We start from the raw sequence: 22,889 nt of genomic DNA on the forward strand, positions 1-22,889 counted from the left end.
CGCCGATGAACACCGCCCTGCTCGACGCTGTCGTCGACACGATCATCCCCGCCGACGACTTCCCGTCCGGAGTCGCCGCGGGTGGCCTGCGGTTTCTCGACCGGTTGCTGGCCGAGCGGCCTGATTGGGCCTCGCCGGTACAGGCCGTGCTGGACACGATCGAGGCCTCCGCACTCGTGCTCTTCCAGTCGTCGTTCGAGCAGCTCCCCGGTGCGCGGCGGGTCGAGGTGCTCGACTCGCTGGCCGGCGATCCGTCGTACGGGTGGTTCGCGAAGGTCGTCAACGCGGGGTTCTACGCGGATCCGGGCAACGGCGGCAACGACGGCGCGGTGTCGTGGTCGATGATCGGCTGGCGGCCGTGGCCGGGTGAGCGGCCGGTGGTCGAGCAACCCGGTCCGCGCAACGTCGTCGAGCCCGGCACGGTGATGACCAGGTACGACGCGATCGTGGTCGGCTCGGGCGCCGGTGGTGGCGTCGCGGCCGCTGGTCTCGCGGCCGCGGGTCGCACCGTGCTGGTGATCGAGGCGGGCGGGTGGCCGGAGGTCGAGGCGCTGGCGACGGACCACCTGCGCAGTGCGCGTGCGCCCCTCGATCTCGACCCGGTGACGGGTCCGCCCGGCGTCAGCCCGCGGGTTCTGGAGCTTGGCGGGGAGAGATCGATCCACCGGCCCGGTGATCCCGCGTGGAACGGCAACGCGACGACGGCCGGTGGCGGGACCCGCGTGTACGGCGCGCAGGCGTGGCGGTTCGCGCCGGACGACTTCCGGATGGCGAGCCGGTACGGCGTACCGGACGGCAGTGCGCTCGCCGACTGGCCGTTCGGGTACGACGAGTTGGAGCCGTACTACGCACGCGCCGAATGGGAGATCGGGGTCAGCGGTGACGACCACGACGGCCGGTTCGCGGGGCCCCGGTCGCGTCCGTACCCGATGAAGCCGTTGCCGGCCGGGACCGCCGCGGACCGGCTGGCCGCGGGCGCTCGGCGGATGGGGGTGTCGACGCTGGCCGTGCCGTTGCTGGTGAACTCCACGGCGTACCAGGGACGGCCGGCGTGCGCCCAGTGCGCGATGTGCATCGCGTTCGCGTGCCCGGTGGACGCCAAGAACGGGAGTCACAACACCGTGCTGCAGCGGGCCTTCGCGACCGGGCGCTGCTCGATCATGTTGCACGCGACGGTCGAGCGGTTGCTGGTCGACTCCGGCGGGCGTGTCACCGGGGTGGCTGTTGTCGGTGAGCGTGACGGGGTGGTGTGGCGGTGCGAGGTCGCCGGTGAAGAGGTCGTGCTGGCGGCGGGGGCGATCGAGACGGCGCGGTTGCTGCTGAACAGCGGATCTTCACGAGAGCCTGATGGAGTCGGCAACAACACCGGTCAAGTAGGCCGGCACCTGCAGGGCCACCGGTACGGCGGGGCGCTCGGGATCTTCGGGGAGGTGGTCGAGGAGCTGATCGGTCCGGGCGCTTCGATCGCGACCGCGGACTACCGGTTCGGCAACGAGGGCGTCGTGGGTGGCGGGATCATCGCGAACGAGTTCGTGCCGACGCCGTCCAACACCTGGAGCTACCTGAGTGCGGCTGGGTTGATCCCGTTGCACGGTGCCGCGGCGAAGGCCGGGATGCGGGACCTGCCGGGGCGGATGGTGCGGTTGGCGGGGCCGATCCAGGAGATGACGAGCCGGGAATCGCGGGTGACGGTCGATGGTGCGGTGCGGGATCGGTTCGGCGTACCGGTGGCGACGCTGGCGGGTGGGGCGCATGCCGAGGACCTGCGGGCCTGGGACTTCCTGACGGATCGAGCGGCCGACTGGTTGCGGGCGGCGGGGGCGGAAGTCGTCGTACCGGGGATGCGTGGTGATGGTCATGGGCCGAGCGGCGGGCAGCACCAGGCGGGGACCTGCCGCATGGGCGACGACCCGGCGACGTCGGTGACCGATCCGTGGGGGCGGGTATGGGGGCACGACAACCTGCGCATCTGTGATGCGTCGCTGCACGTGACGAACGGGGGCGTGAATCCGGTGCTGACCGTGTACGCGAACGCCTACCGGATCGTCGAGCACCTGACCGGCGGCTGATCGCGCCGAGCCTTCGCCGCGGGGTCAGTCCGCAGGTTCGTTGACGAGGGTTGCGAGCGCGCGGGCGGCGTCGGCGAAGTACTGCTCGTCGGCGCTCGGGGTCAGCCCGAGCATCACACCCTGGCTCAGGCCGACGAAGAGTGCTCGCAGTGCGGTGACCAGGCGTTCGGCCTGGTACGGCGTGAGCTTGCCGCCGTCGTACGGCCGGCCGGTGAGCAGGTCGACCAGGTGGGTCTCCTGGGCCCGGATCGACTCCGCCAGCTGGGCGCCGAGCTCGGGATCGTTCAGGGCCATGTCGAGCAGGGTCAGCTGTAGTGACTGGGTGGCCCGGGCGCCGGGTGCGTCGCAGGTACGGCGGTAGTGCCGGGCGAAGGCGTCGACCGCGTCCAGGAGGTCGAGGTCGGCGGGGACTGCCTGCTCGATCTCCTCGTAGTACAGCCGGAGGTAGTCCGAGACCAACGCGACGACCAGGCCGCTCTTGCTGCCGAACAGGGAGTAGACGGCGCCGGTCGTCAGGCCCGCGCGATCGGCGATCTCGTCGAGCTTCGCGCGGTAGCCGTCGCGGGAGACGACCTCGAAGGCCGCGTCGAGCAGGGCGCGGCGGTTGCGGTCCTTGGTCTCGGCTCTCGTCATTCGCATAGTGTGATTATTCTAGTAATCAGATTATCGAATGGGAAGGGGTGCTCGTGGCGGATGTCGCGGTCAAGAGAGAGTCGGCGGGGATCGTTGCCGACGGCGCGTTCAAGGTGGTGCTCGGCGCTGTCTTCGCGGTCGGCGCCGGGTGGGCAGGTGGCGTGCTCGGCGTCCCGCCTTGGCTGATGGTGGTCGCGGGGTTGGTGCTGCTCGCGGCTGGAGGGGTCGAGATCAGGTACGTGAACCTGCGGCCGCGGGCGACGTACACGCGGTTGATGGTTGCCTACGACCTCGGGTGGGTGCTTACGGCGGTCGTCGGGGTGCTGGTTGCGTGGCAAGGGAGCAGCGCGGGCGGTGAGGTGTGGGTCGGGTACCAGGCGGTGGCGCCCGTTGCGTTCGTCGTACTGCTGCTCAGTGCTCGGCGCTGAGAGCTTCGGCGATCATGCGGTGGCCTTGCTGCTCGTAGTCCTCGCTGCCGACGCGGTAGGCCCAGCACGCCGTACCGATCGCTTCACGGATGCGGTTGCGGCGCCAGGTGGCTGGGTCGCGGGGGTCGCGTCCGTAGCCGTCGAGGAAGGCGGCCTCGAGTGCGGGTCACCAGCTCGGGCGCGATCCGGTGTGGTCCAGCAAGCCAGGCGAGTGACTTCTCGTTCTCGCTCCGCTCGAACTCCCCGTCCTCGACGCTCAACTGCTCGTGCAGCAGAGCCAGCAGTACGCCGGCCTGGCGGTAGGTCTCAGGCTGGAACTCGTCAGGAGTGCCCTCCACAAGTCCGCCCGGCAGGTAGTGCGTGACCAGCAACTTCGCGTCCGCGTCGGCATAGGCAAGCCGAGGCGCGAGACCGCGAGCTGTCCACGGCCCAAGCCACTCGCTGTGAGCCCGGAGCTCGCGAGCGATGTTGGTGTCGTCCTCGTCGCCGGCCTTCGCGATGTAGCGGACGTCGTTGTGCTCCAGCAGCAGAACGGTCGTACCGACAAGCCCCCAGCTGAGATCTTTGACGAGCTCGGCTCCTGGGAGCCACTCCCCCAGCAACCCTTGCTGGCGTACAGAAGTCATTCCCATCGGGCGGTCTTCGGATCGACGCCGTGGGTGGCGGCGTTGGCGTTGACGACGGCCTGGAACCAGGCGGTCAGGCCGGGCTCGAACGGGTCGTAGTACTCGGGGGTGAAGTTGCGGGCGAGGCAGACCTGCATCGAGTGGGTGCAGTCGAACTGTTCGGAGATGGTGGCTCGGTGGCGTTCGGCGAGGGTGTTGGCGTCCGGGGAGCCGGGCTGGGTGCCGGTGCGGAACGCGTGGGTCAGGTCGGTGTTGAGGGACTCGAACTCGGTCGCCAGGTCCTGCCAGTCGGCGGTGGTTCGGGTTGCGGCGCGTTCGGCGTACTGGGTCCACTGCGGCGTGCCGGACCAGCGGCGTTCGGCCTCGTCGACCCACTCGGTGCGCCAGGAGTCGCCGAAGATCTCCGACTGCTGCTCGGGGGTGAGCCGGATTCCCTTGCCGTCGGCATCGAGCATGCGGTCGACCGCCTTCAGCATCCCCTGGAGGCGGTCGATCTGCTCGGTCAGTTCGGCGCGCTGGCGGCGCAGGTGCTCCTGCGGGTCCGCGGACGGGTCGTCGAGGACGGCCGCGATGTCGGCGAGCGCGATGCCGAGCTCGCGGTAGACCAGGACGCGGTGGATCCGGGCGATGTCGGCGTCGGAGTACACGCGGTACCCGGCCGTCGTCCGCCCGCTCGGTACGACCAGTCCGATCGCGTCCCAGTGGTGGAGCGTGCGCACGCTGATCCCGACCAGCGACGCCGCTCCACCGATGGTGAGGCTGTCCGTCATGGGGTCAGTCTGGTACGCCGATGCCCATCGCGCGCAGATTTTCGAGGCTCCGCTCGTCGTGCTGCCGGGCGGCCGTCATCACCACGCGGGAGTTCTCGGGCGTGATCACGGTCAGCTCGAGCGAGTTCCACAGCTTGACCTCAGGGCCGGTCGTGCACCCCGGGGCCAGCTCCTCGCAGCGCTGCGCGATCTCCTCGATCTGGTACAGCACGCACGAGAAGCTCGTCGCGAAACCAGGCGCCGCGGCCGGCTGCTCACCGGGCACGAGCAGCACGTCCTGGAACGCCCACCGGCGCAGGTGCGTGACCTGACCGGGCATCGTGAACAGGTCGATGAATCCGAGCCCGCGGACCCAGAAGTCCTTGGACGCCTCCAGGTCCTCGGTCGGCACGATCGTGAACATCGGCATCGGGTAGATGGTGCGGTAGACCTCCGGCGCGACCGCGTCGGGTCCGGGCAGAGGGACTGGGCTGGTGTAGTTCATGCCCACGACGTTCCAGCCTGACGCCGCGTCAGGGTCAAGCGGTGTCTTCGCCGCGGCCCGGGCACGTGGTGGAATCTGCGGATGACGATGACGGCGCGGGCGTTGAACAGGGCGTCCCTGGTACGGCAACTGCTGGTGGAGCGGGAGCCGCTCGGGGTCGAGGACGCCGTACGGCGGATGGTGGCAGTGCAGGCGCAGCACCCGGCCTCGCCGTACGTCGGGCTGTTCAACCGCGTCGTCGGGTTCGACCCGCACGCGCTGGACGCGGCGTTCGCGGCCGGGACCGTGGTGAAGGCGACGCTGATGCGGGGAACGCTGCACGCGGTACACACCGATGAGCACCTGGACTTCCGGGCGGCGATCCTGCCGATGATGGCCGGGCCCCGGTTCGAGGCGGCGTTCGCGGCCGGCGGTTTGACGCGGGACGAGGCGCACGCGGTCGCGGTGGAGCTGGCGGCGTACGCGTCGGAGCCGCGCAGCGGTGCGGACTTCGAGGCGTGGCTCGACCAGCGGCTCGGCATGGGCGCGACGGAGCTGTGGTGGGCGATGCGCGCGGTCGCGCCGTTGCTGCACGCACCGACCGGTGGGCCGTGGTCGTTCGGGCACCGGCCCGCGTTCGTCGCGGCGCCCGGCGTACCGGCTGATCCGGAGCGTGGGCTCGAAGTGCTGACCCGGCGGTACCTGGAGGGCTTCGGGCCGGCGTCGATCGCCGACATCGCGCAGTTCATCAAGCTCCAGCGCAGCCGCGTGAAGACGGCCGTCGCGGCGCTCGACCTGGAGGAGCTCGAGGGGCCCGGCGGGCAGGTCCTGTACGACGTACCAGGTGGAGCCCGGCCCGACGAGGACCTGCCGGTGCCGCCGCGGTTGATGGCGATGTGGGACAGCGTCCTGCTCGCGTACGACGACCGAGCGCGCGTCGTACCGGCCGAGTACAAGCGGGTGATCACGCGGACCAACGGCGACCTGCTGCCGACGCTGCTGGTCGACGGGTATGTCGCTGGAGTGTGGCGGCCGGTCGAGGACGGGATCGAGGCGACCGCGTTCCGCAAGCTGCCGGCCGGGGTGTGGAAGGCGCTGAAGGGTGAGGCGCGGGACCTGTTCGCGATGGTGCGAGAGCGCGATCCGCGGGTCTACCGCCGCTACGACTACTGGTGGAAGCACCTCCCGGCGGTCGACACCCGGGTGCTGCCGGCGAAGTAAAGTGCTCAGCCGTTGAGCACTTAGCCTGCGACACTGGCAGGTATGCGCGCTGATCGGCTGGTGGCGACCCTGTTGCTGATGCAGGCCCGGGGCCGGGTGACGGCGGCCGAGCTCGCGTCGGAGCTGGAGATCTCCGTGGCGACCGCGCGGCGTGATCTCGAAGCGCTCTCCACCGCTGGGATCCCGGTCTACCCCGAGCGCGGTCGCAACGGCGGCTGGTCGCTGCTCGGCGGATCGCGGACCGACCTGAGTGGGCTGACCGCGACCGAGGCGCAGGCGTTGTTCCTGCTCGTCGGGCCGGCGGCCGCGATCGCGCCCGACGCCAAGGCCGCGCTGAGAAAGCTGGTGCGCGCTCTCCCGGAGACGTTCCGCGGTGACGCGGAGGCGGCCGCCGAGGCGGTCGTGATCGATCCCGCCGGCTGGGGCGAGAACGACAAGGCCCGGCCGGTCCTCGTCAACGATCTGCAGCATGCCGTCGTACGGCGGCTGAAGGTGCGGCTCCTGTACGGCGGCCGCCGGGGCGCGGAGCCGTCGGAGCGGCTGGTGTCGCCGCTGGGACTGATCGACAAGGACGACGTCTGGTACCTGATCGCGGGCACCGCCAAGGGGCAGCGGACGTTCCGCGTCGATCGGGTGCTGAAGGCAACGATCACCGAGGAGCCCGCCGAGCGGCCGGACGACTTCGACCTGTCGGCCGCGTGGGCGAAGGTGGTCGAGGAGATGGAGCTGAACCGGTCGCTGCTCGCGGCGACCGTGCTGGTCCAGGAGCGGCACCTGTGGGTGATGCAGGACCGGCTCGGGCGGCACTGCGAGGTGCTCGACTCCCCCGGCGACGGCTGGGTGCGGACGCGGATCACCGCGCCGACGCCGTTGATGATCGCGCAGCACCTGGCCGGCTGGGGCGGGTCGATCGAGGTGCTTGAGCCGGCGTCGGTGCAGGCCGAGCTGGCCCGGCTGGGCGCGGAGCTGGTGAGCCGCTACACCGGCTGACCGGACACGGTTCGAAGCCGGCCGGTGACCGGTGGTGGAGCTGGGGAAAAGGTTTGGTAACCGATGGAACCGCGGGGGCGGTGTTGACCGTCAGTGGTGAGTAAGGTCCAGCTGTCCCAGAACTGTCCGAGCGAGCAACAGGATGTCTTCGTGACCACGACTCCCCCTCAACCGCCCCACAACCCGTTCCCCGGCCAGCCCGGAGGCTACGGCCCCCCGCAGGAGCAGTTCCCCCAGTACGCCGGACAGCCGGGACAACCCCAGCCGGACACGGTCCCGCCGGGGCAGCCGACGCCCGGGCAGCCGGGCCAGTTCACCGAGCAGCCGCACGAGTACCAGGGCCCGCCGCCGCACCAGGCGCCGTACGGGCAGCCGCAGTTCGACCAGCAGGGCCAGCAGTTCGACCAGGGCCAGTTCGATCAGGGCCAGCAGCCGCACTTCCAGCCGAACATGGCGCCGATGGGCGCGCTGCAGTGCCGCTTCTGCGGCGCGGTTCCGGCCGTGCAGGCGACCGTGCGCGGGCACATGGGTCTGCTGATCGTGATGCGCTTCCTCCGTCTGGAGGGCCCGTTCTGCAAGACCTGCGGCACCGCGACCGTGCGCGACATGACCGCGAAGAGCCTGTGGCAGGGCTGGTGGGGCATCGGCTCGGCGATCATCAACCCGTTCACGATGCTGTCGAACATCGGCCCGTGGAAGAAGTTCCAGGCGCTGCCCGACCCGGTGCCGGGCGCGCCGGGCCGGCCGATGGATCCGGGCAAACCGCTGTTCCGGCGGCCCCAGATCCTCGGCCTGCTGCTGCCGATCGCGGTGATCGCCGCGATCGTGATCGGCAACATCGCGACCACGACGTCGTCCGAGGCCGAGGCCGGCGACTGCGTGCAGAACGCGGGCACGACCAGCGACCCGGACGTCAAGGTCGTCGACTGCAGCTCGGCCGACGCCGAGTTCAAGGTGCTCGGCCGGGTCAGCTCGTCGGTGTCCAGCACCTGCGACCTGTACCCGGAGGCGACCGTGACCTACACCGAGAAGCGCGGCTCGACCGGCTACACGCTCTGCCTCGGCCCCAACTGACCTGACAGAGGGGCCCGGCTCGAAAGCCGGGCCCCTCTGGCATTTCTCAGTGCTGGTAGTACGCCGCCGCGACCGCGCTCGCCTCGTCCGGCAGCACCGGCCCTTCCGCCGGGACCGGCGGGAAGCCGCCGCCGGGCTTGAGCGCGTTGACCTGGTCGCCGCTCATCGCGTAGACGACGCGGCCGAGCCCGGAGCGTTCGAGCGCGCCGCCGCACATCCCGCACGGCTGGCAGCTCGTGTACAGCGTCGTCTGCCCGGCGACCTCGGGCGTGAGGTTGCGGGACGCCCAGAGCGCGAGCTTCAGCTCCGGGTGGGCGGTGATGTCGTTGTCCGTCACCGAGGTGTTGTGGTCCTCGGCCAGGACGTTGCCGTCGGCATCGGCCAGCAGCGATCCGAACGGCGGGTTGCCGCTCTCGATCGCCGCCGCCGACAGCGCGATCGCGCGGCGCAGCAGTTCGTCGGGGGTCACGGTTTCTCCATTCCTGCCTTCACGGTCGCCAGGGCCTGCCAGGCGATCTCGGGGTGCTCGGTCTCGGCGGGGTCGCCGACGAAGGGATCCAGGACGACGGTCTCGGCACCGAGCAGGCGCAGTTCGTCGAGGTCGCCGAGGATCTGGTCGATCGAGCCCTCGCCCGCGTGCCGGGTCTCCTCGGGCTGCGGGCCGTCGGTGAGCCGCAGCAGGATCCGCGGCACGAAGCCCGGGTCCGGCCGGCCCAGCTCGTCGGCCTTCGCCCGCAACCGCGGGACGGCGTCACGCATCCAGCCCATCGTCTGCCGCAGCGGGTGCCACGCGGCGCCGTACCGGATCGCTCGCCGCAGGCCCGCGTCGGTCACGCCGCCGACCCAGATCGGGATGTCGTTGCTGCCGTAGTCGTCGGTGTCCTGCCAGACGGTCCGGAGGGTGTCGAGCAGCTCGTCGGTCTGTTGCCCGCGGCGCCTGAAGTCCTGGCCGAGAGCCTCGAACTCCTGGGCCGCCCAGCCGACACCGACACCGAGCACGAAGCGGCCGCCGCTGAGCTGGTGCAGGTTCGCGGCCATCCGCGCGACCAGCAGCGGGTGCCGGTACGGCGCGATCAGCACCGCCGTCCCGAGCTTGATCGTGCCGGTCTGCCCCGCCAGCCAGGCCAGCGTCGTGAACGGGTCGTAGAACGGTGCCGGGTACTGCTCGGCGACGTCGGGCGTGATCGTGACGTGGTCGGACATCAGCAGCAGGTCGTAGCCGAGGCCTTCGACGGTCCGGGCCCAGGCGAGCAGCCGGTCCGGGGTCGCGCCGGGACCGAAGTTGGGGACGTTCACACCGAGTTGCATGCTGATCAGGCTATCCAGCCCGAGGGGTGCCGCTGAACGGATTCCTCGCGGAAAACCGGCTGCCGGGCCGTGGATCCGCCGGTATGTTGGCGCGATGACCGTGGATCTCGATCTGACCGACTGGGCGATCCTCGGCGAGCTGCAGCGCGACGGGCGGATGCCGCTGACCGAGCTGGGCCGGCGGGTGAACCTGAGCGCCTCCGCGACCACCGAACGGGTCAAGCGGCTGGAGTCGACCGGGGTGATCAGCGGGTACCGGGCGCAGCTCGACCTGCCGAAGACCGGGTACGCCGTACTGGCGGTGATCCGGCTGAAGTACCCCGGCAACAAGCACGGACCGTTGCACCAGCTGCTGAAGGAACGGGACGAGATCCTGGAGTGCCTGCGGACCACCGGCGACGACTGCTACCTGCTGAAGGTCGCGGCCGGGTCGATGGCGCACCTCGAGCAGCTGGTGAACGAGCTCACCGAGTTCGGCTCGACGACGACGAACCTGGTCTACACCGAGACCCTGCCGTACCGCGGGCCCGTCGCTCCCCCGGCGGCGCCATGACCGAGGTCGCCGGGATCGCGGTCTCCGACGAGCTGCTCGATCGCTGGGTGGAGTGGCTGGCGCCTGACCGTCAGCCGTTCTACGTGACCGCACGGCAGGCGGCCGAGTGGGAGCTGCCGTTGTCCGACGAGGAGCCGGACCGGCAGCTGCGCGACACCTACCTCTCGTACGCCGTGGACGGGCGGCTGCGCTGCTCGTGGTTGTCGGAGAGCGCGTTCTCGGCGTTTCCGAAGAAGGTCCGGGCCGGGCTCGTGCGAGCGCAGGTGGTGCACGAGCGGGGCGCCGTACCGACTGTGCGGGCGTGGCGCGGCGTGCTCGGGGACGAGATCCGCGGGCAGGCCGACGGGCATCGGTTCGTCTGGTGGAAGTCGCTGCTGAGCCATCCGGTCGACGTGCTGCCGCGGCTGGTGAGCGAGTACGTCGCGGTGAGTCGGCACGGCGAGGTCCCGGCGGACGTGTGGCGCGGTGTCGAGGAGCTGCTCCCCCGCGCTCGTGAGCTGGCCGGGACGTTCCCGGACGGCAGTGGGCCCAACTGCTTCGGCACGGTGATGGCCGCGGCCGGGATCGAGGGCGCCGAATCGGAGTGGATGCAGCGCGAGCCGTTCGACCGGTGGCTCGACGAGTCGACCACGCGCGGCGGGCGCGACGCCGTACCGGGGACTGTGCTGGTGTGGCGAACCGCTGAGCGGGCGGTGCAGCACGCGGCGATCACCCTTGGATCAGGATGGGCGCTCCACAAGCCGTCCCAGTCCTGGGCGACGCCCAGGAAGGTGCGCACGGTCGCTGAGATCCTGCGGGCGACCCGGACGGCCGGTTGGCACCTGCAGCGTCACACTCTCGCGCGGTAACGTCCGCCGGATGGAGTTCTCGGAGCTGGTCACGCGGGCCCGTGAGGTGCGCGGAAAGTACGCCGCGATGGAGACGGCCCGCTACGGGCGGGAGTGGAGCCGGGAGGAGCTGATGCTCGGGTTCCTCGGCGACGTCGGGGATCTCGCGAAGCTCGTCCAGGGCAAGGAGGGCGTGCGCCCCCGCGACGACCTGGACGAGGCGTTCGCGCACGAGCTGGCCGACTGCCTGTGGTCGGTGCTCGTGCTGGCCGACGCGTACGACGTCGACCTGCAGAGTGCGTTCAGCCGGACGATGGATCAGCTGGACGAGCATCTGAGCTGATCGTCACTTCGCCGTCGTTGAGGTCGACGGCGACCGGCGTACCGACCTCGACCGTGCGGCTGACCGTGCACAGGCGGTCGTGGGACATCTTGACCGCGCGCGGCAGCGCGACGCGGGCCTTGTCGCCGTCCTCGCCCTCGGGGAACGTGATGGTGAACTCGACCTTGAGGTTCTCCAACCGGTTGCCTTCCTCGGCGTCGCGGACCTTGTCACCGCTCACCACCGCGCGGAAGTCGGTCGGTTCGGCGCGGCGGCTGGTGACCACGTCGACGTCGATCGCCGAGCAGGCGCCGATCGCGGCGAGCAGCAGCTCGACCGGGGTGAAGTCGGTGTCGTCCGGGCCGCCGGAGCCGACCACCAGCGAGCCGCCGCGCTGGTTGCGTACGACGTACTTGCTGTTCTCGGTCCGCTCGAAGTGGATCTGCCGGAGGGTGTCGTCGCCCATCGAGAGACAATCGCAATCTGTTGCCAGTGGCAACGTCAGAGGCAGGCCGGCGGCGGGGGTACCGCCGGCGACAGGTTCAGAGCCGGCGCAGCGCGTCGGCGACGGAGGTCTCGCCGGCGATCAGCTCGAGCGTCCGGCCGATCGCGGCCGGGGTCTCGCACAGACCCGCCAGTACGGCGGCGACGTCGTCGCGGGTGATCTTGCCGTTCCCGGTGTGGTCCGCGAGCAGCACCCGGTCGGTGCCGGCGTCGTCGGTGAGGTGCCCGGGCCGCAGGACGGTCCAGTCGAGGTCACGCGCCCGCAGGTCGTCCTCGGCGGCCAGCTTCGCCTTCAGGTAGATCGTGAACCCCTCCTCGGGGTCCAGCTCGGCGATCTTGTCGACGCCCATCGATCCGACCTGCACGTGCCGCCGGACGCCGGCTCGCTCGGAGGCCTCCGCGAACAGGGCGGCCGCGCCGCGGTCGACGGTGTCCTTGCGTGCGTTCCCGCTGCCCGATCCGGCACCGGCCGCGAAGATCGCGACGTCCGCGCCGGTCAGCACCTTCGCCACCGCGTCGACGTCGGCCTGCTCGAGATCCAGCAGCGCGATCTCGCCGCCGGCCGCGGCGACGTCCGCCTCGTGCGCCGGGTTGCGGACCAGGCCGACGACCTGGTGCCCGCCGCCGGCGAGGAGCTTGGTCAAGCGCAACGCGATCTGTCCGTGTCCACCCGCAATGACGACTCGCATACCTGGAGCCTAACCCTTCACCCCAGAACGGCAGACTGTTCCCATGTTCGCGAACGCTGTCGACGGGTGCCGGATCGCGTACCAGGTCCAGGAAGGAGCCTCGGGCAACCGATCCGCGCTGCTGCTGCTCGCGGGCCAGTCGAACAACCACCACTGGTGGGATCCGGTCCGCGCCGACTTCGGCCGGACCACGATCACGCTGGACTACCGCGGCACCGGTGACAGCGACAAGCCCGACGAGATCTACAGCACACCAGGCTTCGCGGAGGACGCCGTCGCCGTGCTGGACGACCTCGGGCTGGACCGGGTCGACGTGTACGGGACGTCGATGGGTGGACGGGTCGCGCAGTGGCTGGCGATCCTGCACCCGGAGCGGGTCCGAGGACTGGTTCTCGGATGTACGTCGCCGGGCCGGTCCCACGGGTTCGAGCGGAGCCAGGAGATCCGCAGAGCGCTCTCGGTGCGGGACCAGGTCGAGCGCGACGCGGTGCTGATCGACCTGATGTACACGCCGGAGTGGGCCGCGCGAAACCCCGGTCCCTACCCCGTTCTCGGAGACACCGCCATGCCGGCGTACGCGAAAGGACGGCATCTGGTCGCCAGCAACAACCACGACGCCTGGGACGGCCTCGACACGATCCAGGCGCCGACGCTCGTCCTGCACGGGACGGACGACGTCTTCAGCCCGGCGGCCAACGCGCAGGTGCTCGCCGACCGGATCCCGAACGCCCGGGCCGAGCTGCTGCCGGGGGCTCGGCACGCGTACTTCCACGAGTTCCGTCGTACGGCGAGCCCGCTGGTCACCGACTTCCTCGCCGCGCTCTGAGGCGGAGAACGCTGGGCGCTAGGTCTGCTGGAGGTACGCGGCGAGCGTGTTGCGGGTGCGTTGCATGCTGCTGAGCTGGTCGTCCATCGCAGCGAGCTCGTGGTCGAGCAGGTCGCGCAGGCTCTCGCACCAGTCGAAGACGGTCTCGTTGTCGCGGATCTCGCGGGTGCAGGGCAGGACGCGCTTGATCACGTCCGTGGTCAGGCCGGCGTCGAGCAGGATGCGGATCTTGCGGACGGTCAGCTCGGAGTCGTCGGCGTACCGGCGGTACCCGTTGGTGCCTCGGTCGGCGGTGAGCAGGCCCTGCGCCTCGTAGTACCGGAGCAGGCGCGCGTTCACGCCGGTCCGCCGCGAGAGCTCACCGATCAGCACCTGGCGCTCCTTCCTTGACCTTCCAACCGGTGTCAGCGTTTAGCGTCGCCGTATGACTCAGTACGTCGTCCACCGTAACGGCCGACCGGCCGAAGACCTCGCCCCGCTGGCGTTCGCCGGGTACGCCCACTTCACCGCGCTGCAGGTCCGCGGCCACCAGATCCGCGGCCTCGACCTTCACCTCGACCGGCTCCGTACGGCGTCGCTGGAGCTGTACGGGAACGCGCTCCCCGACGATCTCGTGCGCGAGCACCTGCGGACGGCGGTCGAGGCCGGGCCGGAGGACGTGTCGCTGACGGCCACGGTCTTCTCGCCCAAAGGTGAGTTCACCGCGGCGAGCGCGAAGCTCGAGCTCCTCGTCAGGACCGGCCCGCCTTCGACCGGCCCTGCCGGTCCGCTGGCCCTGACCACGTTCGAGCACGAGCGCTTCCTGCCCGCCTTCAAGCACGTCGGCGAACCCGCCAAGACCTACGCCCTGCGGCAGGCGATCGCGGCCGGGTACGACGACGCCGCCTTCGTCGACCGCCGGGGCCGCCTCTCCGAAGCCACGATCTGGAACCTCGCGTTCTGGGACGGCACCCAGGTCGTCTGGCCCGACGCGGAGATCCTCACCGGCATCACGATGGCAATTGTCCGCCGCCAACTGAAGGTCCCTCAGCGGACCGCCGAGATCACGCCCGGGAACCTGTCCGGCTTCACGGGTGCCGTGGTGATGAACTCGTGGACTCCGGGGATCGCCGTCCGCCGGATCGGGTCCGCGGAGTTCGCCGACGAGTCCGAGTTCCTGGACGTGCTTCATCAGGCGTACGAGGCAGAGCCGCTCATCGGTCTCTGAGCCGTTCGGCCGGCGCCTCGGCGGCGTCGAGCGCGGGCTCGAGCGCGGCGATCGCGGAACGCAGCAGGTCCGGCAGCGAGCCCGCCGGCACGACGAGCCCACTTGCCGCGAGCGGCTGGAGCCACTGCCGAAGCGCGACCCGAACCGCGGCTGCCACGCTCGCAGCCAGCACCTCCGCGATCGGCGCGGAGGTCCTGGCGATCGGCGCGGAGATCCCCGCGGCCGGCGTACCGGTGCTCGCGGACCCGGCAGCGATCGGCGGACCGGTCTCCGCGGATCCACGAGCGGCGAGTGTCAGACGCCGGTCGATCGCTGTGGCGAGGGGCTCTTCGATCGCCGTAGCTGTGGCAAGGAACGTTTCGCGCAGTGCGGGGCTGGTGGTGATCAGCAGCAACTCGTCGTGGTCCCGCGGCGCGGTGTACTCCTCGACGATCGCCTCGGCCAAGGCATCGGCCAGGCGGACGCCTGCAGGCCTGGCAGCGATCGCCGCGGCGACCCGAGAGTCGCGCTCGGCGGTGACCGCGGCGACGATCGCCTGCTCACGACTGGAGAAGTAGTTGTTGTAGGTCCTCGGCGAGACCCCAGCAGCCTCGGCAATGTCGTCGACGCGAACGTTCTCGGCCCCACGCTCGAGCGCCAGCCGCAGCGCCGCCTCCCGGAGCGCCACCCGGGTCGCCTGCTTCTTCTCCTCGCGCAGTCCTGTCTTCACCGTCGCAGCATTCCACCTGAACTGCGCGCACGCAAACTTGCGTGCGCGCAGTTTTACGTCTTACGGTGGCTCGACCATTCCCACGAAGAAAGGCGAGAACCGTGCGCGCCAAAGGCATCTGCTACGACACCGGCTTCGTCCGCGCCGGCGGCAACTCCCGGGAGCACTTCGATCCCGCCCTGGTCCGCCAGGAACTCGCGATCATCCGCGACGACCTCCACTGCACCGCCGTCCACCTCACCGGCAGCGATCCGGAACGCCTCGAACTCGCCGCCCGGTACGCCGCCGAGCTCGGCCTGGAGATCTGGTTCTCGCCGTACCCGCTGGACCTGACCACCGGCGAGATGCTCACCCTGTTCGCCGACTGCGCCGAGCGCGCCGAGCGGCTCCGGACCGCGGGCGCCGAGGTCGTGTTCGTCACCGGCGCCGAGCTGAGCGTCATGAACCACGGGTTCCTCGACGGCGACAGCACCGAGCAGCGGCTCGCCTGGCTGCTCGGCGACCCGGCCCTGCGCCCCGAGCGCTTCGCCACGGTCGCGACCCGTCTCAACGCGTTCCTGCGCGACGCCGTGGCGACGGTCCGCGAACGCTTCCACGGCAAGGTCACGTACGCCGCCATCCAGTTCGAGGCCGTCGACTGGGACCTGTTCGACTTCATGACGCTGGAGCTCATCCGGTCCGCGGCGGTCGCCGACCGGTTCCGGGACGCCGTCCGCAGTCTCGTCGCGCAGCCGAAACCGGTCGCGATCACCGGCTTCGGCACGGCCACCTGGCGCGGGTCGGGTGACGTCGCGCCGCGCAGCATGGAGATCCTCGAGACCGACGAGGCCACCGGTCTGCCGCTGCGGCTGTCCGGCGAGTACGAGCGCGACGAGGCCGGCCAGGCGGCGTACCTCGGTGAGCTGCTGGAGATCTTCGACAGCGAAGGCGTCGACAGCGCCTTCGTGTTCCTCTTCGCGCTCTACAACCTGCCGCACCGCCCCGACGGTGATCCCCGCGACGACCTCGACCTCGCCAGTCTCGGCATCGTCAAGGTGCTCGAGGACCGCACCGGCGACACCTACCCCGGCCTGCCCTGGGAACCCAAGGCCGCCTTCGCCGCCGTCGCCGACCACTACACCGGGGCTACTGCCTGAGGATCGGGCGGAGGGTCTCGATCACGGTGGCGTCCTCGATCGTCGACGGGATCGCGTCGGGGCGGCCGTCGGCGATGTTGCGCATGGTCTTGCGCAGGACCTTGCCGGAGCGGGTCTTCGGCAGGGCCTCGACGATCGAGACGTCGCGGAAGGCGGCGACCGGCCCGATCTCACGCCGTACGGCGGCCACCAGCTCCTCGCGCAGCGTCTCCTCGGTGATGTCGGCGCCGGACTTGAGCACGACCAGGCCGCGCGGGAGCTGACCCTTCACCGCGTCGTGCACACCGATCACCGCGCACTCGGCGACGGCGGGATGCGCGGCAAGGACCGCTTCCATGCTGCCGGTGGACAGGCGGTGGCCGGCGACGTTGATGACGTCGTCGGTGCGGCCCATCACGAACACGTAGCCGTCACTGTCGACGTAGCCCGAGTCGCCGGTCAGGTAGAAACCGTCGAACACGCTCAGGTAGTTGTCGATGTAGCGGGCGTCGTCGCCCCACAGCGTCGGCAACGCACCGGGTGGCAGCGGGAGCTTGATCACGATCGAGCCCTCCTCACCGGCCGGCAACTGCGAACCGTCGGCGTCGAGGATCCGCACGTCCCACCCAGGCAGCGGGACGGTCGCCGACCCCGGCTTGGCCGGCAGCGACTCGAGCCCGCGCGGGTTGGCGACGATCGGCCAACCGGTCTCGGTCTGCCACCAGTGATCCACGACCGGTACGCCGAGCAGGTCGTGCGCCCAGTGGTACGTCTCCGGGTCGAGCCGCTCGCCGGCCAGGTACAGGCTGTGGAAGGTGCTCTTCAGGTCGTACCGGCTGAGCTCCTCGCCGTTCGGGTCGACCTTCTTGATAGCCCGAAGCGCGGTCGGAGCGGTGAAGAGCGCCTTTGCGTGGTGCTGGGCGATCACGCGCCAGAACGCCCCGGCGTCCGGCGTACCGACGGGCTTGCCCTCGTACAGGATCGTGGTCGCGCCGATCAGCAGCGGCGCGTAGACGATGTACGAGTGGCCGACCACCCAGCCGACGTCGGAGGCGGTCCACCAGACGTCACCCGGCCCGATGTCGTAGACGGCGCTCATCGACCACGCCAGCGCGACCGCGTGACCGCCGTTGTCCCGGACGACGCCCTTCGGCTTGCCCGTCGTACCGGAGGTGTAGAGGACGTAGAGCGGATCGGTCGCGGCGACCGGCACCGGGTCCGCGGGCGTCGCGTCGGCGACGAGCGTGCTCCAGTCCAGATCGCGCTCTCCGAGTTTCCCGGGCGCGATCTCGCGCTGGACGACGACCGTCCGCTCCGGCTGGTGAGTCGACAGCGAGAGCGCTTCGGAGATGATCGGCAGGTACTCGACCACACGGTTCGGCTCGATCCCGCAGGACGCCGCGACGATCACCTTCGGCGTCGCGTCGTCGATCCGGGCCGCCAGCTCCCGCGGCGCGAAACCGCCGAACACCACCGAGTGGACCGCGCCGAGCCGGGCGCAGGCCAGCATCGTGATCACGGCCTCGGGGATCATCGGCAGGTACACGATCACCCGGTCGCCCTTGCCGACCCCGAGCGAGCGCAGCGCGCCGGCGAAGGTCGCGACCTCGTCGCGCAGCTCGGCGTAGGTGTAGGTGCGCTTCGTGTCCGTGAGCGGGGAGTCGTAGACGAGTGCGGTGCGCTCGCCATGGCCGGCTTCGACGTGCCGGTCGAGTGCGTTGTACGACGTGTTGAGCTCACCGTCGGGGAACCACCGGTAGATCGGCGCGGCCGAGTCGTCCAGCGCCCGGGGCGGCGGTCGCGTCCAGCTGATCGTCTCGGCGGCGGCCAGCCAGAAGCCTTCCGGATCGGTCAGGCTGCGGCGGTAGCTCTCGTCGTACGAACCCATCGTGCCTCCCAGGAGTCCTTCGCAGTCTTACCCATCGGTGCGGGCGGCAACAGGGGTGCGTGATTAGCTGGAGCTGTGACGGTGACGCGTGAGCAGGTGGAGCAGGCGGCGGTGCGGATTGCCGGGCGGGTACGGCGGACGCCGGTGCTGCGGGTGTCGGAGACGGTGACGTTCAAGCTGGAGCTGCTGCAGCACGTCGGTTCGTTCAAGCCGCGGGGCATGTTCAACCGGCTGCTGGCCGCGAAGGAGGACGGTTCGCTGACAGGAGTCGGCACGGTCACGGCCTCGGGCGGGAACGCCGGGCTGGCGGTCGCGTACGCGGCGCGGGAGCTGGGCGTGCCGGCGCGGATCTTCGTGCCGGAGAGCGCTCCGGCTGCGAAGGTCGCGCGGTTGCGGACGCTCGACGCGGACGTCGTCCACGTCGGATCGGAGTACGCCGAGGCCTATGCGGCGGCTGTGGTCGCGGCCGAGGAGTCCGGCGCGTTGTTCGCGCACGCCTACGACCAGCCGGAGGTCGTCGCCGGTCAGGGGACGCTCGGGCTGGAGCTGCTGGAACAGATCGACGGGTTCGACACGGTCTTCGTGGCCGTGGGCGGCGGCGGGCTGATCGGGGGAGTCGCGACAGCGATCGGCGACCGGGCGCAGGTGGTCGCGGTCGAGCCGGAGCTGGCGCCGACGCTCGCGCGGGCACTCGAAGCCGGCCGGCCGGTCGACGTACAGGTCGGTGGTGTCGCCGCGGACTCCCTCGGCGCTCGTCGGCTCGGCCAGATCGCCTTCGACGTCGCCGGGCAGCAGAACCTCGAGTCGGTCTTGGTCGACGAGGCCGCGATCATCGAAGCCAGGCAGGAACTCTGGCAGGAGTACCGCCTGGCCGTCGAGCACGGCGCGGCGACTGCCTATGCCGCGCTGACCTCTGGCGCCTACAAGCCGGCACCTGCCGAGCGAGTCGTTGTGGTGGTCTGCGGAGCAAACACAGACCTCAACACGCTCACCTGACGCCCATGCTGCGGAAGGAAAGAAGGGTGGGGGGTTAGCGGGTGACTTTCTGCCGGTCGTCGGTCAAGAACCAAGCAGCCAGTACGCCGGCCACCGCGCCGAACAGATGCCCCTGCCAGGAGATCCCGTCCTGCGGAAGCAGACCGCCCAGCAGCGCACTCCCCCACACCAGCACGACGACCACACCGATCAGCACCTGACCGATCCGCCGGTTGAAGATCCCGCGCGCGATCAAGTAGGCGACGTACCCGAAGACCAGCCCGCTCGCGCCGATCGTGACCGTGTTCGGCGGTGAGATCAGCCAGGTGCCGACGCCGCCGACCGCGGTGACGATCGCGGTCACCGACAGCAGCCGGACCGCGCCGGAGATCGCGATCAGCGCGCCCAGCGTCACCAGCGGCAGCGTGTTGGAGATCAGGTGGCCGAAGCCCAGGTGCAGGAACGGCGCCGTGACGATCCCGACCAGACCCTCGGGGTCGCGGGCGACGATGCCGTAGCGGTCCAGGGCGCCGTTCAGCGCGGTGTCCACGATCTCGCTGACCCACATCAGGCCGACGAGCGCGACGAGCAGCTTGATCCCGCCGCCGATCCGGGCGGCGTCCACGACCGGCTTCGGCCGGCTCGCTGGGCTCGGGTAACTCATGCACCAACCATGCCCGATCCGGCCAAACCCACCCGCCCGCAGCGCGTTTCCCGGGCACCCGACCCGAGAACTGTCGGTGCCGGCCGCCAGGATCGTCAGGGTTACGTTCGCCACATCGCGGACGACGGGGCGCGATCCGGCGCGAAAGTGTGTCACTATGTGCAACTCGTAGGTCGCTGTGTGCGATTGGGTGGGGGCCTGAGTCAACCGCGCAGCTGTGTGCTGTCCCCCAACCGTTCGCCGGGCCCGTCCGCCCTAACGTCCAGGAGGAGGACCGCTGTGCCGTTGGCCGTCTACATCATCGGACTGGCGATCTTCGCCCAGGGCACGTCGGAGCTGATGCTCGCGGGCCTGCTGCCCGAGATGGCCACCGACCTCGGCGTCTCGATCCCGCAGGCCGGGCTGCTGATCTCGGCGTTCGCGGTCGGCATGCTGCTCGGCGCCCCGATCCTCGCCGTCGTCACACTGCGCTGGCCACGTCGTACGACGCTGCTGGTGTTCCTCGCGATCTTCGCGCTCACCCACGTCGCCGGCGCACTCACCCCGAACTACGGCGTCCTGCTCGCGACCCGCATCGTCGGCGCGTTCGTGTACGCCGGGTTCTGGGCGGTCGCCGCGATCGCCGCGGTCGGGCTCGTTCCGTCCGGCAGCCGCGCGCGGGCGATGAGCGTGGTCACCGGCGGACTGACCATCGCCACCATCATCGGTCTCCCGGCCGGCACGCTGATCGGCCAGCACCTCGGCTGGCGCGCGGCGTTCTGGGCCGTCGCGCTGATGTCGTCGCTGGCGATGATCGGCGTCCTGCGGACCATCCCCGCCGGCCGACCCGACCCTGGCAGCACGCCGCGCCTCGGCGCCGAGCTCCGCGCGATGGCCAACCCGCGGCTGTGGCTGTCGTACGCGACGACCGCGCTGGTGACGGCCGCGATCCTGGTCGTGTTCAGCTACCTCACTCCCCTGCTCACCGGCGACACCGGCCTGCCGCCGGCCGCGATCCCGGCCGTGCTCGCCGTGTACGGCGTGGGCTCGCTGATCGGCATCACCGTGGGCGGGCGCACCGCCGACGCGACGCCGTTCCGGACGCTCCTGGTGGGGATCACGGGTGTGGTGGTGATGTCGGCCGTGCTCGCGCTGCGTGCCGACCGGCCGGTGATCGCGATCGCCGTGGTGTTCCTGCTCGGTGGGTTCGGCTTCGCCGTCAACCCGGCCCTGAACGCGCGGGTGTTCGGCCTGGCGGAGAAGGCGCCGACGCTGGCGACCGCGGTGAACTTCTCGGCGTTCAACGTGGGGATCACGGTCGGTCCGTGGCTGGGTGGGCGGGCGATCGACGCCGGCGCCGGGTACGCGTCGCTCGGGTGGATCGCTGTCGGGCTCGGGATCGTTGCCCTTGGCACCGTTGTGCTGGCCGCGTTGCTGCCGCTGCGAGTGGTGCGGGCGCAGGCGCTGGAGCGGACGCACCTCCCGAACTGAGCCCCTGACGTCCGAAGAAAACGCCAGCGTCCGAAGAAGCCGAGGCTGTAGGGCTCGGTTCTTCGGACGCTGACCGATTCTTCGGACGTTAGACGGTGCGGTTCCGCTAGTTCACCGGACCACTGGGGTCGATGTGCGACGGGTCGAAGTCGGACTTGCGGTGGAACACGTACTTGTTCAGCACCCAGGTCAACGCCCACAGGCCGACACCGACGACCATCAACCAGCCGGCGATCTTGTAGTCGTTGCTCGCGCGGCCCGACAGCGGGCTGGCCAGGTAGACGCACAGGACGAAACCGAGGATCGGCAGCGCGGTCGGCGCCTTGAAGTGCTTGTGCTCGACCGGGTCGCGCCGCAGGACGAGGACAGCGACGTTGACGACCGCGAACACGCACAGCAGCAGGAGCGCCGTCGTCCCACCGAGCGCGGTCAGGTCGGCGTACCCGATCAGGAAGAACGCCAGCAGCGTGGTGAACAGGATCGCCACCCACGGCGTACGGCGCTTGTGCAGCACGCGGCCGAGCGGGCCGGGCAGGACCTTCTCGTGCGACATCCCGTACAGCAGGCGGCTGGCCATCAGCATGTTGATCAGCGCCGAGTTGGCGACCGCGAACATCGTGATCCACGCGAAGAGCTGCAGCGGGAAGCCCGGCGCGCCGGCCTCGATCACCTTCAGCAGCGGCGTCGATCCCTTGTTCAGGTCCTCCGGTGACACCAGCGTCACCGCGGAGATCGCGACCAGCACGTAGATCACGCCGGTGACCGACAGGCCGATCAGCATGATCTTGGGGAAGATCTTGACCGGGTCCTTGGTCTCCTCGGCCATGTTCACCGAGTCCTCGAAGCCGACCATCGCGAAGAACGCCAGCGCGGTCGCCGCCGTCACCGCACCGAACGCGTTGTCGCCCTCGGGGGTGTGGAACTCGGTCAGCCGCGACGTGTCACCGTCGCCGCCGGCGATCGCCCAGGCCCCGACACCGATCACGATCAGCAGACCGGTCAGCTCGACACAGGTCAGGACGACGTTCGCCTTGACGCTCTCGCCGACACCGCGAAGGTTGACCAGGGCAATCAACGCCATGAACGCCAGCGCGGTGATCATCAGCAGCGCCCCGCGGTCGGGGTCGAGCTTGACCGCGGAGAAGAAGTTCGCCGCGAACGCCTTCGACGCGCTGGAGGCCGACGTCAGGCCCGAGCACATCACCGCGAAGGTGAGCAGGAAGGTGAGGAAGTGGATGCCGAACGCCTTGTGCGTGTAGACCGCGGCCCCACCGGCCTTCGGGTACTTCGTCACCAGCTCGAGGTAGCTGGTTGCCGTCAGCATCGCGACGATGAACGCGCACAGGAACGGCAGCCAGACCGCACCGCCCACCTCGCCCGCGACCTTGCCGGTCAGCGCGTAGACGCCGGTCCCGAGGATGTCGCCGACCACGAACAGCAGCAGCAGTCCGGGCCCCATCACCCGCTTCAGTTCCGGACGGTCCGGCGCGGCCTCTGTCGTCGCCGCGCTCGTGCTCTCGCTCATCCTGCCTCCCTGGATCGCTGGACTGCAGTCGAC

Annotated in this window: 26 protein-coding genes; 13 read left to right on the forward strand and 13 right to left on the reverse strand. The window is 70.4% G+C overall.

Annotated elements, in window-relative coordinates; genetic code table 11:
* The first annotated feature begins 5 nt into the window (after positions 1-5).
* Positions 6-2,069 carry a GMC family oxidoreductase gene (locus tag ACLQ2O_RS27415; RefSeq protein WP_425836410.1) on the forward strand — a complete coding sequence of 688 codons (2,064 nt, stop codon included), beginning with the start codon at positions 6-8 and terminating at the stop codon, positions 2,067-2,069.
* A 24-nt stretch (positions 2,070-2,093) separates the two neighbouring features.
* Here the strand turns inward: ACLQ2O_RS27415 and ACLQ2O_RS27420 are convergent, their stop codons facing one another.
* Positions 2,094-2,702, reverse strand: a complete 609-nt coding sequence (locus ACLQ2O_RS27420) for a TetR/AcrR family transcriptional regulator (protein WP_425836412.1) — start codon at positions 2,700-2,702, stop codon at positions 2,094-2,096.
* 53 nt (positions 2,703-2,755) lie between these two features.
* On the opposite strand from ACLQ2O_RS27420, the gene ACLQ2O_RS27425 reads away from it, so the two are divergent.
* Complete coding sequence (locus ACLQ2O_RS27425) at positions 2,756-3,130, forward strand: hypothetical protein (protein WP_425836414.1); 375 nt, start codon at positions 2,756-2,758, stop codon at positions 3,128-3,130.
* An 83-nt stretch (positions 3,131-3,213) separates the two neighbouring features.
* On the opposite strand, the gene ACLQ2O_RS27430 is transcribed toward ACLQ2O_RS27425, so the two are convergent.
* The 3 genes from ACLQ2O_RS27430 to ACLQ2O_RS27440 are packed head-to-tail and all read right to left on the reverse strand — an operon-like array spanning position 3,214 to position 5,010.
* Positions 3,214-3,762 carry a hypothetical protein gene (locus ACLQ2O_RS27430; protein WP_425836417.1) on the reverse strand — a complete coding sequence of 183 codons (549 nt, stop codon included), beginning with the start codon at positions 3,760-3,762 and terminating at the stop codon, positions 3,214-3,216.
* Positions 3,753-4,526, reverse strand: coding sequence for a MerR family transcriptional regulator (locus ACLQ2O_RS27435; protein ID WP_425836420.1), 774 nt, complete (start codon positions 4,524-4,526; stop codon positions 3,753-3,755). Before ACLQ2O_RS27435 ends, ACLQ2O_RS27430 begins: the two co-directional genes overlap by 10 nt.
* Positions 4,527-4,530: 4 nt before the next feature.
* Entirely contained in the window at positions 4,531-5,010 is a 480-nt protein-coding gene (locus tag ACLQ2O_RS27440; protein ID WP_425836423.1) for a VOC family protein, read from the reverse strand.
* A gap of 81 nt (positions 5,011-5,091) precedes the next feature.
* Here ACLQ2O_RS27440 and ACLQ2O_RS27445 point away from each other — a divergent pair, with 81 nt between their 5' ends.
* The 3 genes from ACLQ2O_RS27445 (at position 5,092) to ACLQ2O_RS27455 (ending at position 8,274) form a co-directional block, all read left to right on the forward strand.
* A complete protein-coding gene (locus ACLQ2O_RS27445) occupies positions 5,092-6,210 on the forward strand; it encodes a winged helix DNA-binding domain-containing protein (protein WP_425836426.1) in 1,119 nt (372 codons plus the stop codon).
* Positions 6,211-6,252: 42 nt separating this feature from the next.
* A complete protein-coding gene (locus ACLQ2O_RS27450) occupies positions 6,253-7,200 on the forward strand; it encodes a helix-turn-helix transcriptional regulator (protein ID WP_425836429.1) in 948 nt (315 codons plus the stop codon).
* A gap of 150 nt (positions 7,201-7,350) precedes the next feature.
* Positions 7,351-8,274 (forward strand): LppU/SCO3897 family protein, encoded by a 924-nt coding sequence (locus ACLQ2O_RS27455; RefSeq protein ID WP_425836431.1) that lies wholly within the window; start codon positions 7,351-7,353, stop codon positions 8,272-8,274.
* Between the two features lie 46 nt (positions 8,275-8,320).
* On the opposite strand, the gene ACLQ2O_RS27460 is transcribed toward ACLQ2O_RS27455, so the two are convergent.
* Together ACLQ2O_RS27460 and ACLQ2O_RS27465 are read right to left on the reverse strand one after the other, a co-directional pair.
* Positions 8,321-8,743, reverse strand: a complete 423-nt coding sequence (locus tag ACLQ2O_RS27460; RefSeq protein ID WP_425836434.1) for a nucleoside deaminase — start codon at positions 8,741-8,743, stop codon at positions 8,321-8,323.
* Positions 8,740-9,582, reverse strand: a complete 843-nt coding sequence (locus tag ACLQ2O_RS27465) for an LLM class flavin-dependent oxidoreductase (RefSeq protein ID WP_425836437.1) — start codon at positions 9,580-9,582, stop codon at positions 8,740-8,742. The genes ACLQ2O_RS27460 and ACLQ2O_RS27465 overlap by 4 nt, the downstream gene beginning before the upstream one ends.
* 94 nt (positions 9,583-9,676) lie before the next feature.
* Between ACLQ2O_RS27465 and ACLQ2O_RS27470 the strand changes: the two genes are divergently transcribed.
* From ACLQ2O_RS27470 to ACLQ2O_RS27480, 3 genes are read left to right on the forward strand one after another with little or no spacing between them, the layout of a single operon-like run.
* Complete coding sequence (locus ACLQ2O_RS27470) at positions 9,677-10,135, forward strand: Lrp/AsnC family transcriptional regulator (RefSeq protein WP_425836439.1); 459 nt, start codon at positions 9,677-9,679, stop codon at positions 10,133-10,135.
* The gene (locus ACLQ2O_RS27475) at positions 10,132-10,983 is read left to right on the forward strand and encodes a hypothetical protein (RefSeq protein ID WP_425836442.1); all 852 of its coding nucleotides are present in this window, start codon (positions 10,132-10,134) and stop codon (positions 10,981-10,983) included. Before ACLQ2O_RS27470 ends, ACLQ2O_RS27475 begins: the two co-directional genes overlap by 4 nt.
* Positions 10,984-10,993: 10 nt before the next feature.
* Positions 10,994-11,305, forward strand: a complete 312-nt coding sequence (locus tag ACLQ2O_RS27480) for a MazG nucleotide pyrophosphohydrolase domain-containing protein (protein ID WP_425836445.1) — start codon at positions 10,994-10,996, stop codon at positions 11,303-11,305.
* Here ACLQ2O_RS27480 and ACLQ2O_RS27485 read toward each other — a convergent pair.
* Together ACLQ2O_RS27485 and ACLQ2O_RS27490 are read right to left on the reverse strand one after the other, a co-directional pair.
* Complete coding sequence (locus ACLQ2O_RS27485; RefSeq protein WP_425836448.1) at positions 11,265-11,750, reverse strand: OsmC family protein; 486 nt, start codon at positions 11,748-11,750, stop codon at positions 11,265-11,267. The genes ACLQ2O_RS27480 and ACLQ2O_RS27485 overlap by 41 nt on opposite strands.
* Positions 11,751-11,826: 76 nt before the next feature.
* Positions 11,827-12,477, reverse strand: a complete 651-nt coding sequence (locus tag ACLQ2O_RS27490; protein WP_425836450.1) for an SDR family oxidoreductase — start codon at positions 12,475-12,477, stop codon at positions 11,827-11,829.
* Positions 12,478-12,520: 43 nt separating this feature from the next.
* Between ACLQ2O_RS27490 and ACLQ2O_RS27495 the strand changes: the two genes are divergently transcribed.
* Positions 12,521-13,303, forward strand: coding sequence for an alpha/beta fold hydrolase (locus tag ACLQ2O_RS27495; protein ID WP_425836452.1), 783 nt, complete (start codon positions 12,521-12,523; stop codon positions 13,301-13,303).
* 18 nt (positions 13,304-13,321) lie between these two features.
* Here ACLQ2O_RS27495 and ACLQ2O_RS27500 read toward each other — a convergent pair whose 3' ends face one another.
* The gene (locus ACLQ2O_RS27500; protein ID WP_425836455.1) at positions 13,322-13,675 is read right to left on the reverse strand and encodes a MerR family transcriptional regulator; all 354 of its coding nucleotides are present in this window, start codon (positions 13,673-13,675) and stop codon (positions 13,322-13,324) included.
* A gap of 52 nt (positions 13,676-13,727) precedes the next feature.
* Between ACLQ2O_RS27500 and ACLQ2O_RS27505 the strand changes: the two genes are divergently transcribed.
* A complete protein-coding gene (locus tag ACLQ2O_RS27505; protein ID WP_425836457.1) occupies positions 13,728-14,510 on the forward strand; it encodes an aminotransferase class IV family protein in 783 nt (260 codons plus the stop codon).
* On the opposite strand, the gene ACLQ2O_RS27510 is transcribed toward ACLQ2O_RS27505, so the two are convergent.
* Positions 14,497-15,219, reverse strand: a complete 723-nt coding sequence (locus ACLQ2O_RS27510) for a TetR/AcrR family transcriptional regulator (protein WP_425836460.1) — start codon at positions 15,217-15,219, stop codon at positions 14,497-14,499. The genes ACLQ2O_RS27505 and ACLQ2O_RS27510 overlap by 14 nt on opposite strands.
* Before the next feature lie 101 nt (positions 15,220-15,320).
* On the opposite strand from ACLQ2O_RS27510, the gene ACLQ2O_RS27515 reads away from it, so the two are divergent.
* Positions 15,321-16,355, forward strand: coding sequence for a hypothetical protein (locus tag ACLQ2O_RS27515; RefSeq protein ID WP_425836463.1), 1,035 nt, complete (start codon positions 15,321-15,323; stop codon positions 16,353-16,355).
* Here ACLQ2O_RS27515 and ACLQ2O_RS27520 read toward each other — a convergent pair.
* Positions 16,345-18,222: a propionyl-CoA synthetase gene (locus ACLQ2O_RS27520; protein ID WP_425836466.1), complete on the reverse strand. Its 1,878-nt coding sequence runs from the start codon at positions 18,220-18,222 to the stop codon at positions 16,345-16,347. The two genes, ACLQ2O_RS27515 and ACLQ2O_RS27520, sit on opposite strands and share 11 nt — an antisense overlap.
* A gap of 75 nt (positions 18,223-18,297) precedes the next feature.
* Here ACLQ2O_RS27520 and ACLQ2O_RS27525 point away from each other — a divergent pair, with 75 nt between their 5' ends.
* Complete coding sequence (locus tag ACLQ2O_RS27525; RefSeq protein ID WP_425836468.1) at positions 18,298-19,218, forward strand: threonine/serine dehydratase; 921 nt, start codon at positions 18,298-18,300, stop codon at positions 19,216-19,218.
* Between the two features lie 34 nt (positions 19,219-19,252).
* On the opposite strand, the gene ACLQ2O_RS27530 is transcribed toward ACLQ2O_RS27525, so the two are convergent.
* The gene (locus tag ACLQ2O_RS27530) at positions 19,253-19,861 is read right to left on the reverse strand and encodes a rhomboid family intramembrane serine protease (protein WP_425836471.1); all 609 of its coding nucleotides are present in this window, start codon (positions 19,859-19,861) and stop codon (positions 19,253-19,255) included.
* A 279-nt stretch (positions 19,862-20,140) separates the two neighbouring features.
* Here ACLQ2O_RS27530 and ACLQ2O_RS27535 point away from each other — a divergent pair, with 279 nt between their 5' ends.
* Positions 20,141-21,331, forward strand: coding sequence for a Cmx/CmrA family chloramphenicol efflux MFS transporter (locus ACLQ2O_RS27535; protein WP_425836474.1), 1,191 nt, complete (start codon positions 20,141-20,143; stop codon positions 21,329-21,331).
* 106 nt (positions 21,332-21,437) lie between these two features.
* Here the strand turns inward: ACLQ2O_RS27535 and ACLQ2O_RS27540 are convergent, their stop codons facing one another.
* Positions 21,438-22,856 carry an APC family permease gene (locus ACLQ2O_RS27540; RefSeq protein WP_425836477.1) on the reverse strand — a complete coding sequence of 473 codons (1,419 nt, stop codon included), beginning with the start codon at positions 22,854-22,856 and terminating at the stop codon, positions 21,438-21,440.
* Positions 22,857-22,889: the final 33 nt, after the last annotated feature.

Origin of the sequence: Kribbella sp. DT2, from assembly GCF_049844575.1 — a bacterium.
Lineage (GTDB): Bacteria > Actinomycetota > Actinomycetes > Propionibacteriales > Kribbellaceae > Kribbella.

What these genes read in the sequence shown, in the direction of transcription:
- ACLQ2O_RS27415 (WP_425836410.1), top strand. Translation starts at nt 6, where the DNA reads ATGAACACCGCCCTGCTCGACGCTGTCGTCGACACGATCATCCCCGCC.
- ACLQ2O_RS27420 (WP_425836412.1), bottom strand. Translation starts at nt 2,702, where the DNA reads ATGACGAGAGCCGAGACCAAGGACCGCAACCGCCGCGCCCTGCTCGAC.
- ACLQ2O_RS27430 (WP_425836417.1), bottom strand. Translation starts at nt 3,762, where the DNA reads ATGGGAATGACTTCTGTACGCCAGCAAGGGTTGCTGGGGGAGTGGCTC.
- ACLQ2O_RS27435 (WP_425836420.1), bottom strand. Translation starts at nt 4,526, where the DNA reads ATGACGGACAGCCTCACCATCGGTGGAGCGGCGTCGCTGGTCGGGATC.
- ACLQ2O_RS27440 (WP_425836423.1), bottom strand. Translation starts at nt 5,010, where the DNA reads ATGAACTACACCAGCCCAGTCCCTCTGCCCGGACCCGACGCGGTCGCG.
- ACLQ2O_RS27445 (WP_425836426.1), top strand. Translation starts at nt 5,092, where the DNA reads ATGACGATGACGGCGCGGGCGTTGAACAGGGCGTCCCTGGTACGGCAA.
- ACLQ2O_RS27450 (WP_425836429.1), top strand. Translation starts at nt 6,253, where the DNA reads ATGCGCGCTGATCGGCTGGTGGCGACCCTGTTGCTGATGCAGGCCCGG.
- ACLQ2O_RS27465 (WP_425836437.1), bottom strand. Translation starts at nt 9,582, where the DNA reads ATGCAACTCGGTGTGAACGTCCCCAACTTCGGTCCCGGCGCGACCCCG.
- ACLQ2O_RS27470 (WP_425836439.1), top strand. Translation starts at nt 9,677, where the DNA reads ATGACCGTGGATCTCGATCTGACCGACTGGGCGATCCTCGGCGAGCTG.
- ACLQ2O_RS27475 (WP_425836442.1), top strand. Translation starts at nt 10,132, where the DNA reads ATGACCGAGGTCGCCGGGATCGCGGTCTCCGACGAGCTGCTCGATCGC.
- ACLQ2O_RS27480 (WP_425836445.1), top strand. Translation starts at nt 10,994, where the DNA reads ATGGAGTTCTCGGAGCTGGTCACGCGGGCCCGTGAGGTGCGCGGAAAG.
- ACLQ2O_RS27485 (WP_425836448.1), bottom strand. Translation starts at nt 11,750, where the DNA reads ATGGGCGACGACACCCTCCGGCAGATCCACTTCGAGCGGACCGAGAAC.
- ACLQ2O_RS27490 (WP_425836450.1), bottom strand. Translation starts at nt 12,477, where the DNA reads ATGCGAGTCGTCATTGCGGGTGGACACGGACAGATCGCGTTGCGCTTG.
- ACLQ2O_RS27495 (WP_425836452.1), top strand. Translation starts at nt 12,521, where the DNA reads ATGTTCGCGAACGCTGTCGACGGGTGCCGGATCGCGTACCAGGTCCAG.
- ACLQ2O_RS27505 (WP_425836457.1), top strand. Translation starts at nt 13,728, where the DNA reads ATGACTCAGTACGTCGTCCACCGTAACGGCCGACCGGCCGAAGACCTC.
- ACLQ2O_RS27520 (WP_425836466.1), bottom strand. Translation starts at nt 18,222, where the DNA reads ATGGGTTCGTACGACGAGAGCTACCGCCGCAGCCTGACCGATCCGGAA.
- ACLQ2O_RS27530 (WP_425836471.1), bottom strand. Translation starts at nt 19,861, where the DNA reads ATGAGTTACCCGAGCCCAGCGAGCCGGCCGAAGCCGGTCGTGGACGCC.
- ACLQ2O_RS27540 (WP_425836477.1), bottom strand. Translation starts at nt 22,856, where the DNA reads ATGAGCGAGAGCACGAGCGCGGCGACGACAGAGGCCGCGCCGGACCGT.